This is a genomic window from Mesorhizobium sp. M0088, from assembly GCF_040322895.1.
Lineage (GTDB): Bacteria > Pseudomonadota > Alphaproteobacteria > Rhizobiales > Rhizobiaceae > Mesorhizobium.
This window is the reverse complement of the sequence record NZ_JAMYUI010000025.1, coordinates 60,179-75,970: the sequence shown is the minus strand read 5'-3', so window position 1 is coordinate 75,970 and position 15,792 is coordinate 60,179. Positions and strand designations below refer to the sequence as shown.

Here is a 15,792-nt window from a genome sequence, read left to right as displayed (position 1 = left end):
TGCGCGCGCGGCAACATAATCCCGATGGTCGCGCCGATCTCAGCAGGCGATTTCCTCGACGGGGCGGACGAGCTGCGGGCCAAGGTGCAGATAGCGCGTCGCCCGGCGCTTGGCGGCGATATCGGCCCAGACGCGTTCGACCTCGACCGTAGTCAGCTTCGCGGCGGTGCCGACCTCAACGGCTGAAAGGCCGTTATTCAGGCCGAAGAGGCAAATATCCATGCGGTCATAGGGCAGGGAGAAGTAGAACTCTTCCTGCGTCTGTTCGAGGGAATAGGTGTCGGTCGTCGGCGCCCTGCGGCAGATTTCCTCGGGAATGCCGAGATGGGCGGCAAGCGCATAGACCTGGCTCTTGTAGAGATGGGCGATCGGTTTGACGTCAGCCGCGCCGTCGCCATTCTTCACGAAGAAGCCTTGGTCGTATTCGAGCCGGTTCGGCGTGCCGAGCACGGCGAAATTCAGCCGGTCGGCGTGATAGTACTCGATCTGTTTGCGCGTGCGCTGCTTCATGTTGGTGGCGGCGACGATGCCGAGATAGACCGCCGGCGACATGCGCAGCTTCGTCTGCCGGCCTTCGGGGTCCTGCACCACCAGCGAGGAGATGTTGTAGCCCTCGCCGGCGAGCGAATTGGCGATGACGATCTTTGAGGCCCAGCCCGGCCCGTATTCCGGCACCAGCTCGCGGATGAAGGCATCCCGCCGCTCATAACAACCCATCGCGTGCAGCGTCGGGCCGATATCCTCCACGATCGCTTCGACGCCGAAGGTTTCGGCGGCCAGCCGGCCGAGGCGGAGGCTGTCGGGATCGGAGTCGCTTTCCGGCATGAACAGGCAGAAGACGTTCTTCGCGCCGACGGCGCGGGCGGCGAGCGCGACCGAGACGCTGGAATCGATGCCGCCAGAGAGGCCGAGCACGAGCCCGCGCTTGCGCATGCCGCGTAGCTGCTCGCGCAACCCGGCGACGATGCGATCGGTTTCCGCAGCGTTGTCGAGCGTCAGCGCGTCGGCCGAGAAGGCGGGACGGCCCGGGGCGAGGGAGTGGTTCATTCTGCAGTCCCCAACGTTTCGGCCGCCAGTCTTCGGCTGACCTTTCCGGTATCGGTCTTCGGCAACTCGCGGCGGAACTCGATGAGCTTCGGCACCATGAAATCCTCGAGATGAACGGCGCAGTAGCGAATGATGTCCCGTTCGCTCAGGGTCTCGTCCGAGAGAACGACGAGGGCGGCAATGGCGTGGCCGAGCACCGGATCCGGCACGCCGGTCACCACGGCTTCCACGATGCCGGGATGGGCGTGCAGCACAGTTTCGACTTCCTTCGGGGCAACCTTTTCGCCGCGCGTCTTGATGATGTCGTCCTTACGGCCAACGAAATAGAGGAAGCCGTCCTCGTCCGTCCGGAACAGGTCGCCGGTGTGGAGCCGCTTTTCCCAGGGATGCGGCCCGGGACGCAGCATCTGCTCCGTGGCCACGTCGTTGCGCCAATAGCCCTGCATGACATGCGGGCCGCGGATGACCAACTCGCCCGCCACGCCCGGTGGCACGCGGTTGCCCTCATCGTCGACGACGATCGCTTCCGTGTTGGGAATAGCGATGCCGACGGAACCCGGCCGGCGGTCCAGCTCCTCCGGGGGCAGGTAGGTGCAGCGCTTGCACTCCGTCAGACCGTACATGGAATAGAGCCGCACGCCGGGGAACAGCTCGCGCAGCCGGGCGATATGCACCGGCGGCAGGGCGGCGGCGGTGTTCGAGATATAGCGCAGGCTCGGCAGGAAACCCGGCGCCAAATCGCGCATCTGCAGGATCAGCGCCGCCATCGTCGGCACCAGCGGGAAACCGGTGACCTTCTCGGCGCGGATGCGCTCGAAAATGGCCTGCGGAAAGGCGAAGGATTTTTCGAGGACGAGGGTCGCGCCGAGCTTCATCGCCATCAGCAGCTGATAGAGGCCGTAGTCGAAAGCCAGGGGCAGGACATTGAGGATGATGTCGTCAGGGGTGTTGCGCAGATAGGTCATGATGGATTCGGCCGCGGCATCGATATTGCGATGCGTCATCATCACGCCCTTGGGGCGACCGGTGGAGCCCGAGGTGTAGATCAGCATGGCGAGGTCGATGTCGATCCCGCCATGGCGAACGGGCACAGGCGCGACCTTGAGACAATCCTCGAAGGAGGCAGCGCCATCCGGCGTATGGCTGGATGGCGCTTGCGTCGACGCGACGAAGAGCGGCCGGTCCGACAGCGCACGCGCCTGGATCACGACAGGCATCAGCTTGGCCTGCGTCAGGATCGCTGCAGCCTCGCAATCGTCGATGACATAAGCGAGCTTGCCGGCCTTGGTGGAGGCGTTGATCGGGCTGAAGGTCGCGCCCGCCTTGAGAACCGCGAAGATCGAGACGGCGGCTTCCCAGCAATTATCCATGAAGACGAGAACGCGGTCGCCGCGCTGCACGCCATTCGCGGCGAGAGCGGTCGCGAGCCGGTTCGACAGATCGTCGAGCTCGTCATAGCGCAACCGCTTCCGGTCGGTGACAAGCGCCGTCTTCGCGCCATGCGCGGCCGCGTTCGTGATGAGGAATTGCTCGACCCGCATGAGCTCGGGCCTTCCGCTGCCAGCCGTCACGCCGCGACGAGCGATGCGGTCTTCGCTGTGATGAAGGCCGTGATGCGCGCCAGTGAATCGAGGTTGGCCGGCACGATATCGGCGTCCGCAACTGTGATTCCGCAATGGTCCTCGATAAAGGCCACCAGTTCCAGAACGCCGGTCGAATCGATGATGCCGTTCTCGATCAGCGAGTCCGTATCGGCGAGGGTGTGGGTGGTGTCGCCGAACAGGAAGTTCTCGATGACAAAGGCCTTCACTGCGTCTCGGATCGTATCGGTCATGTCGTTCGCTTTCCTTGGTGGTGTCAGGCGGCCTTTGCGTTGCAAATGCCTGTGCCGGTGAAAGTCGTCAGCCACAGCTGCGTCGACAGGATGCCGACAAAGGCCGCATTGTCGCGAAAGCCGGAGACCGGCTGGCGGCTGCATTTCTCATGTAGTTTTGCCACTGCCTTCGGATTGAAGAGCCCGCCGGCGCTGACTGCGGCGTCGCCCAGGGCCGACTGGACATAGTCCCTCGTGCCCGGCCCAACGAAGGACTGGCTGTCCGGTGCGCGATAGGGCTGCTTGGTCCGCCGGCCGATGGCGGCCGGCAGCAGGTCTTTGGTCGCCTCCCGGAGAATATGCTTCTCCACGAGCCCCTTCAGCTTCATCTCGGGAGGAAGGCCGGCGGCAAACTCGACCAGATGATGGTCGAGGAAGGGAAAGCGGCCCTCGATGCCGTGGGCCATCGCCATGCGGTCGCCCTGGCTGGACAGGATATAGCCGGGGAGAAGGAAGCGGGCTTCCAGATATTGCGCCTGATGCAAGGGATGCCAGCGGGCGAACGCCTCGGGCAGCCGCGCGGCGAGCTCCTCGGCGGCGTCATATCCAGACAATGTGGCACGCAGATCGCCCGAGTAGAACAGCTTCGTCGCCGCCGTGCCGTCGAACCTCGGCCGATGGGAGAACAGCGGATCGTCGAGCGCCGCGCCGCTAGCCCCGAAGAAGGAGAACAGGCACTCGGCCGATTGCTGCCTCAGGCCCGGAAGATAGGGGTAGAGCTTGTGGAACAGATGCGGCCGGATGCGGGAGCCGGGCTGTCTCCCGCAAAAGCGCCGAACCCTGGCCTCCTTGAAAATATCGTAGCCGGCAAAGACTTCGTCGGCGCCTTCGCCCGTCAGCACCACTTTCAAGCCGGCCTCGCGCACGAGGCTCGAGAGCTTGTAGAGCGGGGCAGGGGCAGTGCGCAGGATCGGCCGCTCCGTGAAGCGGATAACGTCAGGGAAGACGGCGGCGATATCGCCTTCCCCGCAGGCGACGGCGCTGTGATGCGTGCCGAGCGCACGGGCCATCTCGAGCTGGAAGGGGCTCTCGTCATGTTCGGCGCTATCGAAGGTGACCGAGAAGGTCCTGAGGCCACCCGGCGCCATGCCCGCCGCCAGCGCCGATGTGATGGAGGAATCGAGGCCGCCAGAGAGATAGGCGCCGACTGGCACATCGGCGCGCATGCGGATGCGGGTCGCCTCCGTCAGGAGGGCGCGCAGTTCCTCGGCCGCGGCACGCTCGTCCCGGTGCCGGGGCGGCGCGTCCCGGTCGGGATACTCCAGACTCCAGTAGGGCCGCGTCGAGACGCTGCCTTCTTGCACGATCATCAGGCTTGCGGGTTCGAGTTCGTAGATATTGCGGAAGGCCGTGCGCGGCGCGATCGGGGCCCAGAGCGTGAAGATCTGGTCGAGTGCGACCGGATCAATCTCGGCCGCGACGTCCGGGGCCTGGAGGAGCGCCTTGATCTCCGAGGCGAAGTAAAGCCGTTCGCCCTGCCTTGTATAGAAGAGCGGCCGGACCCCCATGCGGTCGCGCGCCAGAACCATGCGGCGGCGGCGGCCGTCCCAGAGCGCAAAGGCGAAATCGCCATTGAGCGCGGAGACGCAATCCTCCCCCATCTCGTCATAGAGATGCAGGATCACTTCGGTGTCGCTGGCTGTCCGGAAATGGCGGCCTTTCGCGCGAAGCTGCTCGCGCAGTTCCACATAGTTGAAGATCTCGCCGTTGAAGGCGATCGTCAGATCGCCCGTCGCATCGGACATGGGCTGCTGGCCGTCCCCCAGGCCGACGATGGACAGCCGCGCATGGCCGAGGCCGGCCGCCTTTGTGGTGAAGAATCCCTGCTCATCGGGGCCGCGATGCGCAATGGCAGCCGTCATCCTTCCAAGGAGCGCCCTCCCATCCCGGACAGTGCCGAAATAACCGCTAAAACCGCACATGCCGAGATATTTCCAAGTCCACCAGCGCGGCTCGGACTATAGCCGCCAAGATACCGGTAGGTGTTAAACATCTGGGACTATTCATGAGAATGGTAAATTTTGAGCGGCCGCCGACGGCTGAATTCTTGCGTGAGCATTGGATCTGCCGCGAGATGAGGACAATGACGCCCTTCGGCGACATAGTCGCCACTGACGGTCAGCTTGCTTCCGAGGCTGCCGGCGATGCCCACAGTCCCGGCATTGGTCAGCCCGACAATGGCTTGGGAAGTGCCGGCGAGATCGAGCGTCGCGCCCGCCGCGACCGAGAATTGCGAGGCGGAACTGAACGTGTTGGCCGCGCCTGCGGCGAGCGTGCCGCCATTGACCGAAGTGGCGCCGGCGAAAGCCGAGTTGTCCGAAGTCAGAACCACTGTCCCCAAGCCGTCCTTGACGAAATCGCCGGTACCCGAGAGCGCGCCGGCATAGCTCACATTAGCTGTCTGGTCGAAGGTGAACGAGGCGCCCGCACCGATCGAGACATCGCCGCCCAGCGCTCGGCCGCCGAGATGATGCCGCCTTGGTCGACGGTCCAGTCCAGCAGCGACGTGCCTGAAAGGGTCAGCGTGCCGGCGCCATCCTTCACCATCGCAAATGACTCCACATCAAGGATGCGTTCGGACGCACCGGCATAGGCCCCATCGATTTTATTGATCTTTTTGCCGTCTTTAAGAGGGCTGGTAGCGGGAGACCGCTACATCGCCAGACCCACTATCGAGGGGGCGTATTTTTCCTATCGCCGACATGCCGCATGATTGTCGGCAGCAGCGTTCATCCGCGCCCGCCACGATGGCGGGAAAAGCCTCCCCGATTTTGCTGGAAACCAGTACGTTGATCGCGGTGCTGTTGCTATAGGCCTAGGGTGCTGGCGTTTGATGATGGCCCTGCCATTGCCGCGAGAACCCCTTGGCGAACTTCACTAGGTCGATCGCCGCATAGGCACTCACTGGCATCAAGCCTATTTCCAGTTTGATCTTCGCTTCAACGGAATCGGAAACGCCAGCTCTGAGGGAGTCCCAAAATTTCGACCACCATCCCGGCTGCTGCTCGTTCGGCAAGGCCGTACGTTCGTGATCAATCTTCGTTGCCAGGTCTTCCAGACTAAGCGGCTTCTCACCCGGTAATGGTGCGGCGAGAGCGACCGTCGTATCGCCAATCTCCACCAGGGCCGGAATACCAGCACTTTGGATCGCGCTGACGGCTTGCCTAACGATTTGATCGCGCTGTGCGTCGTGGTCAAGTCGGGTGAGTGCTGCATCGACCCGGGCGCTCTCCTCTCTTTGGCGCTTCGCACGAAGTTCGACCGCACGACGCTCGCTCTCGGTCCATGACGAAGAGGGCTTGCCAGTCGGTGGTGCGATCGGTTCGCCCCGTGCCCGCGCCTTGGCTGCGTCATCGCGGTCGAGTGCCGAGAGCTCATCGAACGGGAAAATGCGGCTGATCAACAATCCCCCCTCAATAAATGACAAAGGATATTATCATAGATAGCCGAACATCCCCAAGGACTTCCATCAATAGCACGTGGCGCACCCTTGACGTCAAGAGCACAAGGTGCGATGTTGTCGTCAGAAAGAGGAGATCACGCAAAATGGCTGGCGATCGATATGGTACATTTCGTACAGGTGAACTTGGGCGGGCGCTGGTGGCGTTGGCCGAGGACCCCGGACGCTATGCCGAATATGCCGCCCTCTCTCGCGTAGCGGTCCCTGCTGTGGCCGCGCTCTCCCACGAAATTGCCAGAGATTTCCCTCAAGTCAGAACCGATCACTTTGCCAAACAGGCTATCGGAGCGTTTGTCGGCAACATTATGCGCCAGTTCGGGCACACCATAGTGCGCCGGGGGCGCGTTCCTGGCGACGTTTTCAGCTACGGTTCCGTCTGGTCGGCTCTGCCGGCCGAGCACGAGCGCACGCCGGGTTGAAGATTGGTGCAGATGCAACCGGCCATGTGGCAAGCCACGCCGCTACGCAAAAAATGTCGATCGCGAAGATCTCGCTCTTGCGGCTCGTCGCGCGCCGCCTTATTTACCTTTTAGTCCCAAAGAGCAGCGCCGAACCAGCAGCAAGAGGGGCACCCCGAGATAGGGGAAGGCCATTCCGCAAGGTTGAGCAGTCTAGACTGCAGCGGAGCCCAGCCACAGGCGTCAGTGTGGCATACGGTTTCTGTTGGGTGCGTTGACAAACCGCACCCTTACGCAAGGTGGTTCGGACCATGCGAGCAGGAATCGCCCGAGGCGTACTTAACGCCGGGCGATTTCTTGCGCCCGGCTCGGAGGATTTCCGTGGACGGAGCGCAGGTTCTACAAATCCAGTTTTTTGGCTTCTCGGCATCTGCAAACGGCAGCCTTGCCGTCTGCATGCTAGCGTTCATAGCGCTGGCAGTGATCCTCATTCGCAGAAAGGGGAAATCCTGAAACAAGGCCGGTCGTATCTTGCCAGGCGCGAACGGGGTTGGATGCTTGCTCAGCCATCGTCGAGGGTTGTCGCCACGAAGTTGCCTCTCACCTTTGGTGGTCCTCTTTCCACGTCTACATAAAGGTTCAGCGCGTTTTCCTTGAATTCTATTTCGCCTTTGCCGCCGATACGCCGAGCCCCGGTGATCAAGGGGCGGATCTTGTCAAGCCTCGGCGGCTGCGCCGTTGCGAAATCTTTGAAATCCTCGGTCTCTATTACACGGACGACGACACTCCGCCGACAGCCCGCCAGCCTTCATCTGCAGCGGACTCTCAAAATCCTCTCCCGCCCGGAGGCGTAACCCGCTTCGGATCCGCCATTGTTGACACAGCAGACGCCCTTGCCCACAAAAGTCCTCGGGTGGAGGGCACGTTTATGCGGAGCGGGATTCGGATTCTTCTGGCCATGATGGCCATTTTATCTGCTGTCGTGATTTCGAATGCCGCGACCATCGGGAAATCGAATTCGCCAAATTGCGTGATGGTGATCAGCGGCGAGATCGTTCAGGGGGACTTCGAGAAGTTCGTCGCCCTCGGCAAGGTCCTGCTGCCGGGCGACGATGGTGAGTCCACGAGCCATGACAAGGTTTGCCTAGACAGCCCGGGTGGGAACTTGGCGGAAGGCGTCAAGTTCGCCAAATATTTCTACCACGACGGCGTCGGAACGGTCATCGACGGTGGCCAGAAATGCTACTCAGCCTGCGCGGTCATGTTCATGATGGGGACAGCAACCGGGGCGGAAGTCGCCTTTGCCAATCGCAAGCTCCATGTTGGGGGCAAGCTCGGCTTTCATCGTCCCTATATCGACATTTCATCTGGCACGTCGATCGACAGCGGAACGTTGCGGTTCGCCTACGACGCGGCTTTCTCCTCCGCTCTCGATCTCATTGCCGTTGCGAATTCCAAAGCCCCATGGAGCAGCCAGCCCATGATGAAGCCCGATCTCATCCAGGGAATGCTCCAGCACATCGGCAACGACATGCTGATGATCGACAGTGTCGACAAGGTCGGCCGCTGGGACATCGAGGTGATCGGCGCAGCCGAGCCGTCCCTGCTTTCGGAGGAACAGGCCTTCTATGCCTGCGAGAATTCGCTGCAATGGCAGAACGGGCTGACGACTGAGGATATCTCGTATTCCAAATACAGCGAGGGATCTAGCGGCAGGCGATCCCATCTTCTCACCGGAACGGAGCAGACCGCATTCCAGGTTGAAGGTCTGGCTTCCGGCTATGCCATGGAGGGCTGCGTCATCTCAAAGAAGGAAAACGCGCTTCTCGGATGCGGCATCGACGAATACTCCGATGCGCGGCTCGGGCAGGGAGACTGCGACCAGTCCAGTTACGCAGACCGTAGCGTTAGCCTGAAAAAGATATCGGTTTTCAATCCGGCAACCCGGCTCGAGGAATTGCGGCCTGGCAAGCCATCTCCAGCCAAACAGCCTGGGATGGCTCGCTGTTTCGTCATTAAAGGTGAACATATCACGGACAACGAACCCTGCCTGATCGTCCATATTGACGACGCCAAGATGAACGGCAGCGCGTCAATGGTAACTCATTTCGTGTGGCCGTCTGGCAGCAAGACCGTTCTCGTCCAATCCGGAAGCGCTTTCGAGATAAATGGCGTCCCGACTTCAAAGAGGAAGATTCCCGACCGTGGCGACTGTTATCTGAACAGCGCCACCCAGAACGATTTCTGCGTCCTCGCGAATTCAAACTGAGGCCCTTTGTGCGGCCTGCCATTGTTGACACGCCGGACGCCCATGCGCAGAAAAGTCCTCGGGCATGGGAGGACATCTGCGCATGGCGAATCCGGAATTGAATGCTGAGGTGCTGCTCAACCTTGGCTTCGTCGACGTCGGAAGGTGGCAACCGAACGGCGACTACATCGCCTACCATCTCGATGGCGAAGACGCCGCCGCGAACGAAGTCCTGCTGGACGCCAGGAACGCACTATACGCCTTCGTGAAGGGCGACCAGGTGCTCTACATTGGGAAAACCGCTCGTTCGATCCGGAAACGCTATATCGTCTACTGCCGCCCGGGTAAACGTCAGGCCACCAACCGGCGTTGCCACCGCAACATCAAGACGTTCATCGAACAAGGCACCGAGATCCGCATCTTCGCGTTCGCGCCTATCACGCATCTCCGCTATGCAGATTTCGAGATCAATCTGGCGGCCGGACTGGAAGACAGCCTGATCGGAGAATTTCAACCGCCATGGAACGGTAAGGACAAGGGCAAGCCAATAACCGAAGACGCCGAGCGGGAGGAGGCGGAAGAGTCCGAGGTCGAGGCACCTGCCGCCCAACCCGCCTCGGATATTCAGCAGGAGCCGAAGGCATCCTTCCCTGCTCCGGCGCCTTTCTCGATCACACTAGGGCAGACGTACTACAACAAGGGTTTCCTCAATCCCGGTGTCGAGGTGAGCCGTTTCCTTGGGAAGGATAGCGACCCGATCCGCGTTCTGCTCGGCGACAGCAGCAATATTGTCGTCTCGAAAATCAATCGGACAGCCAACAGGACCGGTGCCGTGCGGGTCGTCGGCTCAAACCAGCAGATCGCCCGGTGGTTCAGGACAACTTCCGGGAGGGCGATACCGTGCATGGCCGGGTCATCGATCCCCACACGATCGAGCTGATCGCTGGGAAGACGTCATGACATATGCGGTCTTCAAGATGTGGGACCAGGCTCGTCAATCATTGATCAGGCGGCACGAGTTCTACGTCTCGGAGGCACGCAAGCGATTGCTATCCCAATTTGAGAACATGGAGACCGAAGCAGACGAAGCCGCCGAAAAATGGCTTGAAGAGAGCGGCCAGAACTTCGACCCGGATCATCATGACCCCGGCGACTTCTATGAACGGGCGCATGAAGTAGGCATCGAGTTCTACGGCCTCCTGGAGGAAATGCAGGGAAACACCCGCCTGAGCGTTGTCGCCGGAATGTTTCACGAATGGGACAAGCAGCTACGGGAGTGGCTGGTTCGTGAAATCGAACGCTCGATCCCTGGAGGAAACGCCGGGGCGAAAATCTGGTCTGCAAATTTCGATCAGATCATCGACCTGCTGGAGAGCTTTGGCTGGCCTATCAGGAACACTGACTATTTCAGAAAACTGGACGCTTGCCGGCTGGTCGTCAACGTCTACAAGCACGGCAAAGGCAGTTCTCTCGACGATCTGAAGACTCGGTTCTCGGAATATCTGCCTGATCCGTTCAGCGAATCCGGTCACGCCCTTTGGACAACGGATTTTCGTGACCACACCCATCTCAAGGTGAGCGACGAACAGTTGCAGGGATTCTCAGACGCTGTCGTGGCATTCTGGCTGGCCGTGCCCGAGGACATCTACGACACGCAGATCGGTGAGGTGCCGGATTGGTTTGGCAAAGCCGTGCAGAAGGATCAGGACGCCCGAAATCAGCAGCGCACAAAAAGGGATTGAACCGCAACCGCCGTCAGGCGCAACTGCACCGGTTCCTGGACAACTTTGAAATCTCATCGGCAAAGCTCGAGAGCATAGGACCGGGCAAGAAACAGGTCCTGGAGTCGTATGGTATCGAACAGCGCTCGATGTCGAGAGAAACAAGCTTTACAGCGTGCCCGGATTCGGACCCAAAACCGCGCAGAAGTTGTTGAATTGGCGAAAGTCCGTCGAAGCCCGCTTCGTCTTCGATCCTTCGCGAGCGATCGATCCACGCGATATCGCGCAGATCGACCAGGACATTCTCGGCGACCGCAAGCGGGTGCAGGGCGCCTTGGTTCTCGGTCTTGAGCAGCTCAAGCAGACAAGAGCCCAGATCGTTGCCGCCCGCGAACACAGTCGCCCGGAAATGGAGCGATTGCCGCTGGCATTTGATCAGTCAGCGGCAAACGCCGCCGCGAGTTCAGGTTGAGACGGCCAACGTGGGTCGCCAATCAGGCTCGGTGAGTTGTGGCATACCTTCGTTGCGCGTCAGTGTAAAATACCCATTTCGTACTGAGGCGGTTGTGGCCGTGTGTAATCAAATGGGCGACTTTGCATCGCACGCCGTTTGCCGACCACGGCTACATTCGCTGGCTCTTTTGGTCTTCATGCCGTTCCGCATCGAACGCCTCCTTTCCCTTCCCGGCCCACAGGTTCCGCGCATGCCCGCCTTCACAGCTTTGGAGTTTGGCGGCGATCCAAAGCAGCGCGCCGTAGATGGTAGCGCGATCGTCATTGGCGAGCTCGACGATGCCTGCCTTGACGACGAGCCCGCCGAGTTCGATCAGATGTCGTGTACGCTGGCGTCGCTCGACCTGCCACGTGCGCATGTCATTGCGAGCCAGAGCCGCTTGCCGGCGATTGTGGGCTGCCCGGTTCCGTTTGAGCGCCGCGTGAATTGCGCTGAGGTGCCGGAGCAGTTCGCCGGGACCTGCTTTCGAAAAACATCGCCCCACGCTTGGCCCATGCCTCACGCTTTGCAGCGTCTTTCGTCTCAGTAATTGCGATCAGTGCGCCAGCCAGTTCGTCGCTGCTTAATTGATCAGCGCCGGTGGCGATCACCAGCTCGCCAAGCTGCAGCACCTTTCGCGTTTTGAGCTCTCGCGCTTTGTCTTCCAGCGCCTTCAGTTCGGCGTCGAAGTCCCGTGGTTTGCGCATGGCTGTCTCCATTGATTGTCGATGTGGCAATGATAGTTGAGCTCCTGCCGGAAGGCTTCAGGGTTGCCGAGACAGCCCGGGACGGGCTGGTCCATCCCGAGAATTTTTCGAGGGAGGGCGCGCTTATACGTCGTGCCGACGTGCGCTTTGACGTGCAAATGAATTGGTCGCGATGGCGATCTATCATCTTCACGTCAAGGTCATTGGCCGCAAGGCAGGCTCAAGCGCAGTCGCGTCAGCCGCCTACCGCTCGGCTTCGCGGTTACGCGACGAGCGGATCGAACGCAGCCATGATTTTTCTAGCAAACGCGGTGTCGTCCATTCCGAGGTGACGCTGCCTGCGAATGCACCGGAGGCCTGGCGCGACCGCGAACGGCTGTGGAACGACGTCGAGGCGTTCGAAGCGCGCAAGGATGCGCAACTCGCCCGAGAGGTCGAGTTTGCCCTGCCGCGCGAACTGAGCCAGGCGCAAAGCATCGAACTGGCGCGCGACTTTGTACAAGTCGAGTTTGTCAGCAAGGGCATGGTCGCCGATCTCAATGTGCATTGGGACCGGGCAGAGGATGGTAGCCCCAAGCCGCATGCTCACGTCATGCTCACCATGCGGTCCGTGGACGAGAATGGTTTTGGGTCAAAGGTTCGCGACTGGAATGCTACCCAGCTGGTCGAGCGCTGGCGCGAGCGATGGGCGGAGCTGGTCAATGAGCGCCTGGCCGAACTCGACATCGACGCGCGCATCGATCATCGCAGTCTGGAGGCGCAGGGCATTGGGCTGGAGCCGCAAACCCAGATCGGTGCGCCAGCCCAACGCATTGAAGGCGGCGGCCTCGACACCCCCGGCATCGAAGCCGATCGCGCCGAACTGCACCGCGAGATCGCGCGCCGCAATGGTGCGCGCATCATTGCGGATCCTCACCTGGCGCTTGATGCCATCACGCATCAGCAATCGACGTTCACCCGAAAAGACATTGCGAAGTTCTCGCATCGGCACAGCGACGGAATGGAGCAATTCAACGTGGTGGTGGCAGCCATCAGCAATGCACCCGATCTGGCCGAACTCGGCAAGGACGGGCGCGGCGAAGACCGTTTCACCACAAGGCAGATGATCGAGACCGAACAGCGCCTTCACCACGCGGCAGAGCGCATGGATTTGGAGGAGCGTCATGCGGTGAGTGACGTCCATCGCGAGGCAGCTCTGGCGCGGGCTGCGCAACGCGGTCTTGTCCTGACCGGCGAGCAGACCGATGCGCTTGCGCATATCACCGATGGCCGCGGTCTTGGTGTCGTTGTCGGCTTTGCCGGAACGGGCAAGAGCGCCATGCTTGGTGTTGCGCGCCAGGCATGGGCAGCGGCGGGCTACGAGGTTCGCGGCGCCGCACTCTCCGGCATTGCGGCCGAGAATCTCGAAAGCGGATCAGGCATCCCGTCCCGCACCATTGCCAGTATGGAGCATAGCTGGGGACAGGGCCGCGATCTGCTCACCACGCGCGATGTCCTGGTGATCGATGAGGCCGGCATGGTCGGCACGCGCCAGTTGGAGCGCGTGCTCTCGCATGCCGCCAACGTTGGCGCGAAAGTCGTCCTCGTCGGCGATCCGCAGCAGTTGCAGGCAATCGAAGCCGGCGCTGCATTCCGCTCGATTCACGAACGCCACGGCGGTGTCGAAATTGGCCAAGTGCGTCGGCAGCGCGAGGACTGGCAGCGTGATGCCACGCGCGATCTGGCATCCGGCAGGATCGGCGCCGCGATCGGTGCCTACGACGCGCAAGGCATGGTGCATCAGGCTGCAACGCGCGACGAAGCGCGAGGTGAACTCATCGAACGCTGGGATCGCGACAGGCAGGCGCATCCGGAGGCAAGCCGGATCATCCTCACCCACACAAACGACGAAGTGCGCGCCCTGAACCAGGCCGCTCGTGAGCGCATGCGGGCCGCCGGCGATCTCGGCGACGATGTTCCGGTGACTGTCGAACGCGGCCCAAGAAACTTCGCCAGCGGCGACCGTGTCATGTTCCTGCGCAACGAGCGCGGGCTCGGCGTCAAGAACGGCACGCTTGGCATCGTGGAGGAAGTCAGCAAAGAAAGCATGACGGTTCGCGTCTACGATGGCAGGTCGGTGCGGTTCGATCTGAAAGACTACGCGCACATAGACCACGGCTATGCCGCGACCATTCACAAGGCGCAGGGCATGACCGTCGACCGGACCCATGTGCTCGCCACGCCGGGCATGGATGCACATGGCAGCTACGTCGCACTGTCGCGGCATCGAGACGGGATGGACCTGCATTATGGCGGCGACGAGTTCAGTACGCGGGACCGGCTGGACCGAACGCTGTCACGGGACCGCGCCAAGGACATGGCGTCGGATTACAAGCAAGTCGACCCGGCGCAAGACTATGCCGAGCGGCGCGGCATCACGTTCCGCGAGCGCGTGGTCGAGATCGTGCGCCGGATCGTTCCGGAGAAGCTTCGCGACAGGATCGGCGGATTGCTGGACGGGTTGCGATCACCCACAGATGGCGAGCCCATGCAGGAAGGTGGGCGCGGGCCGGGAAGAGAGAGTGTTGGGGCGCAGATCGGAGATGCAGGCCCGACGCCAGGCAGAGGAAATCTAGCCACCGGAGTGCCGCGCGACACGAATGTGCCGGTGGACGCGGAAGCAGCTTTGCGCAGTGCTCGTACGAAATCGCTTGTGCGTCACGCGCGTGCGCTCGACGCGATCCTCAGTACTGGAAATGCGGATGGGCAGGGCAGTCCCGACCAACTGCGCGAATTGAGGGATGCGCGTAGCGCTTTCGAGAAGGTGCGGCCTCATGGCTGGCGCGATGCCGAAGCGGCCTATGTGAAAAATCCCGAACTTGTCCGCGAGGCGAGCGCCGGCCGCGTCAGCCGCGTCGTGCTTGCTCTTCAGCTTGAAACGGAAATCCGCACCGGGATGGACATCGATCCGGGCCGTCGCGCCGACCGTTTCGTGGAACGTTGGCAAAAGCTCGACCGGACGGGACAGGAGCAATATCAGGCCGGCGACATGTCGGGGTACAAGTCCACGCGTTCGGCCATGTCCGACATGGCCAAGAGCCTTGAACGCGATCCGCAGCTTGAATCCCTATTGGCAAACCGCAAACGGGAGCTTGGCATCAACGTGGAGTCGGGTCGTCGCCTGGGCGCGGAACTCGCCTTCAGCCATGGCATCGGCAGGGGGCGAGGTATTGGAATTTGAGCCTTCCGTTTTAGCGCCGTTTCCACGCTGCGGTCTGCTGGCACGAAAAACCGGATTGCATCCAGCGTTCGTTCCATCATGCCTGTCCGAGGAGATACCAGCAAGAACCACTGAGAAGCTGCTGAGCTATGTCCGAGTCGAATCGCATCATACGCCTTAGAACCGTCCTTGACCGGACCGGCCTGTCCCGCTCGACCCTCTATCGCAAGATTGCCGAAGGCACGTTTCCGGCTCAGATCAAGATAAGCATCAACGGGGCAGGCTGGCGGGAATCCGATGTCAACCGATGGATCGCTGATCCCGTTGCATGGCGAAACGAGCGGACGGAACAATAGCGAACTAGGGGCAATCGATCGGCAGGCACATCGCTACCATCGGCATACGTTCACCTTTGTCAATCTAATGACCGATAAGGGGCCGGGAGCCGACTGTCTCGTTTCGAATTGATTTCGTTGCAAAGCTGCCGTTCAGGTCATCTACTTAGAAATCGCCTTAGCAATCAATTTAGTGCAGCTTTCAGAATTTCACTATGAGAGGCAAACTGATATGCACCTCTCTACACTCCGTACATGGGGTTGTAGGGGGAGAACTTGAGATGACAGTAAAGCTGCCGGCCAAGGCACTC

At 61.2% G+C, this 15,792-nt stretch carries 16 protein-coding genes; 7 read left to right on the top strand and 9 right to left on the bottom strand.

Features of this window, described 5'->3' with window-relative positions; all coding sequences use genetic code 11:
- Positions 1-39 precede the first annotated feature (39 nt).
- The 7 genes from nadE to NKJ67_RS26665 all read right to left on the bottom strand — a co-directional run bounded on the left by nadE (position 40) and on the right by NKJ67_RS26665 (position 6,323).
- A complete protein-coding gene (nadE, locus tag NKJ67_RS26695) occupies positions 40-1,047 on the bottom strand; it encodes an NAD(+) synthase (protein ID WP_352584104.1) in 1,008 nt (335 codons plus the stop codon).
- Complete coding sequence (locus NKJ67_RS26690) at positions 1,044-2,588, bottom strand: class I adenylate-forming enzyme family protein (RefSeq protein ID WP_256747446.1); 1,545 nt, start codon at positions 2,586-2,588, stop codon at positions 1,044-1,046. Before NKJ67_RS26690 ends, nadE begins: the two co-directional genes overlap by 4 nt.
- A 26-nt stretch (positions 2,589-2,614) precedes the next feature.
- On the bottom strand, positions 2,615-2,881 hold the full coding sequence (locus tag NKJ67_RS26685) for an acyl carrier protein (protein WP_127381822.1): 267 nt from the start codon (positions 2,879-2,881) through the stop codon (positions 2,615-2,617).
- 23 nt (positions 2,882-2,904) lie between these two features.
- Positions 2,905-4,842 carry an asparagine synthase (glutamine-hydrolyzing) gene (gene asnB, locus NKJ67_RS26680; protein ID WP_352584101.1) on the bottom strand — a complete coding sequence of 646 codons (1,938 nt, stop codon included), beginning with the start codon at positions 4,840-4,842 and terminating at the stop codon, positions 2,905-2,907.
- Positions 4,843-4,919: 77 nt separating this feature from the next.
- Positions 4,920-5,312 (bottom strand): autotransporter-associated beta strand repeat-containing protein, encoded by a 393-nt coding sequence (locus tag NKJ67_RS26675; RefSeq protein WP_256747448.1) that lies wholly within the window; start codon positions 5,310-5,312, stop codon positions 4,920-4,922.
- Positions 5,309-5,467 (bottom strand): hypothetical protein, encoded by a 159-nt coding sequence (locus tag NKJ67_RS26670; protein WP_292337029.1) that lies wholly within the window; start codon positions 5,465-5,467, stop codon positions 5,309-5,311. The genes NKJ67_RS26675 and NKJ67_RS26670 overlap by 4 nt, the downstream gene beginning before the upstream one ends.
- Before the next feature lie 268 nt (positions 5,468-5,735).
- On the bottom strand, positions 5,736-6,323 hold the full coding sequence (locus tag NKJ67_RS26665; RefSeq protein ID WP_352584099.1) for a hypothetical protein: 588 nt from the start codon (positions 6,321-6,323) through the stop codon (positions 5,736-5,738).
- A gap of 143 nt (positions 6,324-6,466) precedes the next feature.
- On the opposite strand from NKJ67_RS26665, the gene NKJ67_RS26660 reads away from it, so the two are divergent.
- The 5 genes from NKJ67_RS26660 (at position 6,467) to NKJ67_RS26640 (ending at position 11,219) form a co-directional block, all read left to right on the top strand.
- Entirely contained in the window at positions 6,467-6,799 is a 333-nt protein-coding gene (locus NKJ67_RS26660; RefSeq protein ID WP_352584097.1) for a hypothetical protein, read from the top strand.
- Positions 6,800-7,328: 529 nt separating this feature from the next.
- Positions 7,329-9,047 carry a hypothetical protein gene (locus NKJ67_RS26655; RefSeq protein WP_352584095.1) on the top strand — a complete coding sequence of 573 codons (1,719 nt, stop codon included), beginning with the start codon at positions 7,329-7,331 and terminating at the stop codon, positions 9,045-9,047.
- An 82-nt stretch (positions 9,048-9,129) separates the two neighbouring features.
- Complete coding sequence (locus NKJ67_RS26650; RefSeq protein WP_352584093.1) at positions 9,130-9,966, top strand: GIY-YIG nuclease family protein; 837 nt, start codon at positions 9,130-9,132, stop codon at positions 9,964-9,966.
- Positions 9,967-9,982: 16 nt separating this feature from the next.
- Positions 9,983-10,768, top strand: coding sequence for a hypothetical protein (locus NKJ67_RS26645; RefSeq protein ID WP_352584091.1), 786 nt, complete (start codon positions 9,983-9,985; stop codon positions 10,766-10,768).
- Between the two features lie 190 nt (positions 10,769-10,958).
- Positions 10,959-11,219, top strand: coding sequence for a hypothetical protein (locus tag NKJ67_RS26640; RefSeq protein ID WP_352584089.1), 261 nt, complete (start codon positions 10,959-10,961; stop codon positions 11,217-11,219).
- A 151-nt stretch (positions 11,220-11,370) separates the two neighbouring features.
- Here NKJ67_RS26640 and NKJ67_RS26635 read toward each other — a convergent pair whose 3' ends face one another.
- Together NKJ67_RS26635 and NKJ67_RS26630 are read right to left on the bottom strand one after the other, a co-directional pair.
- Positions 11,371-11,619 (bottom strand): conjugal transfer protein TraD, encoded by a 249-nt coding sequence (locus NKJ67_RS26635; RefSeq protein ID WP_352584087.1) that lies wholly within the window; start codon positions 11,617-11,619, stop codon positions 11,371-11,373.
- 1 nt (position 11,620) lies between these two features.
- Positions 11,621-11,947 carry a conjugal transfer protein TraD gene (locus NKJ67_RS26630; protein WP_352584085.1) on the bottom strand — a complete coding sequence of 109 codons (327 nt, stop codon included), beginning with the start codon at positions 11,945-11,947 and terminating at the stop codon, positions 11,621-11,623.
- Positions 11,948-12,119: 172 nt separating this feature from the next.
- On the opposite strand from NKJ67_RS26630, the gene traA reads away from it, so the two are divergent.
- Positions 12,120-15,167, top strand: coding sequence for a Ti-type conjugative transfer relaxase TraA (gene traA, locus NKJ67_RS26625; protein ID WP_352584083.1), 3,048 nt, complete (start codon positions 12,120-12,122; stop codon positions 15,165-15,167).
- Positions 15,168-15,295: 128 nt separating this feature from the next.
- Entirely contained in the window at positions 15,296-15,502 is a 207-nt protein-coding gene (locus tag NKJ67_RS26620) for a helix-turn-helix transcriptional regulator (protein WP_352584081.1), read from the top strand.
- Positions 15,503-15,792 lie beyond the last annotated feature (290 nt).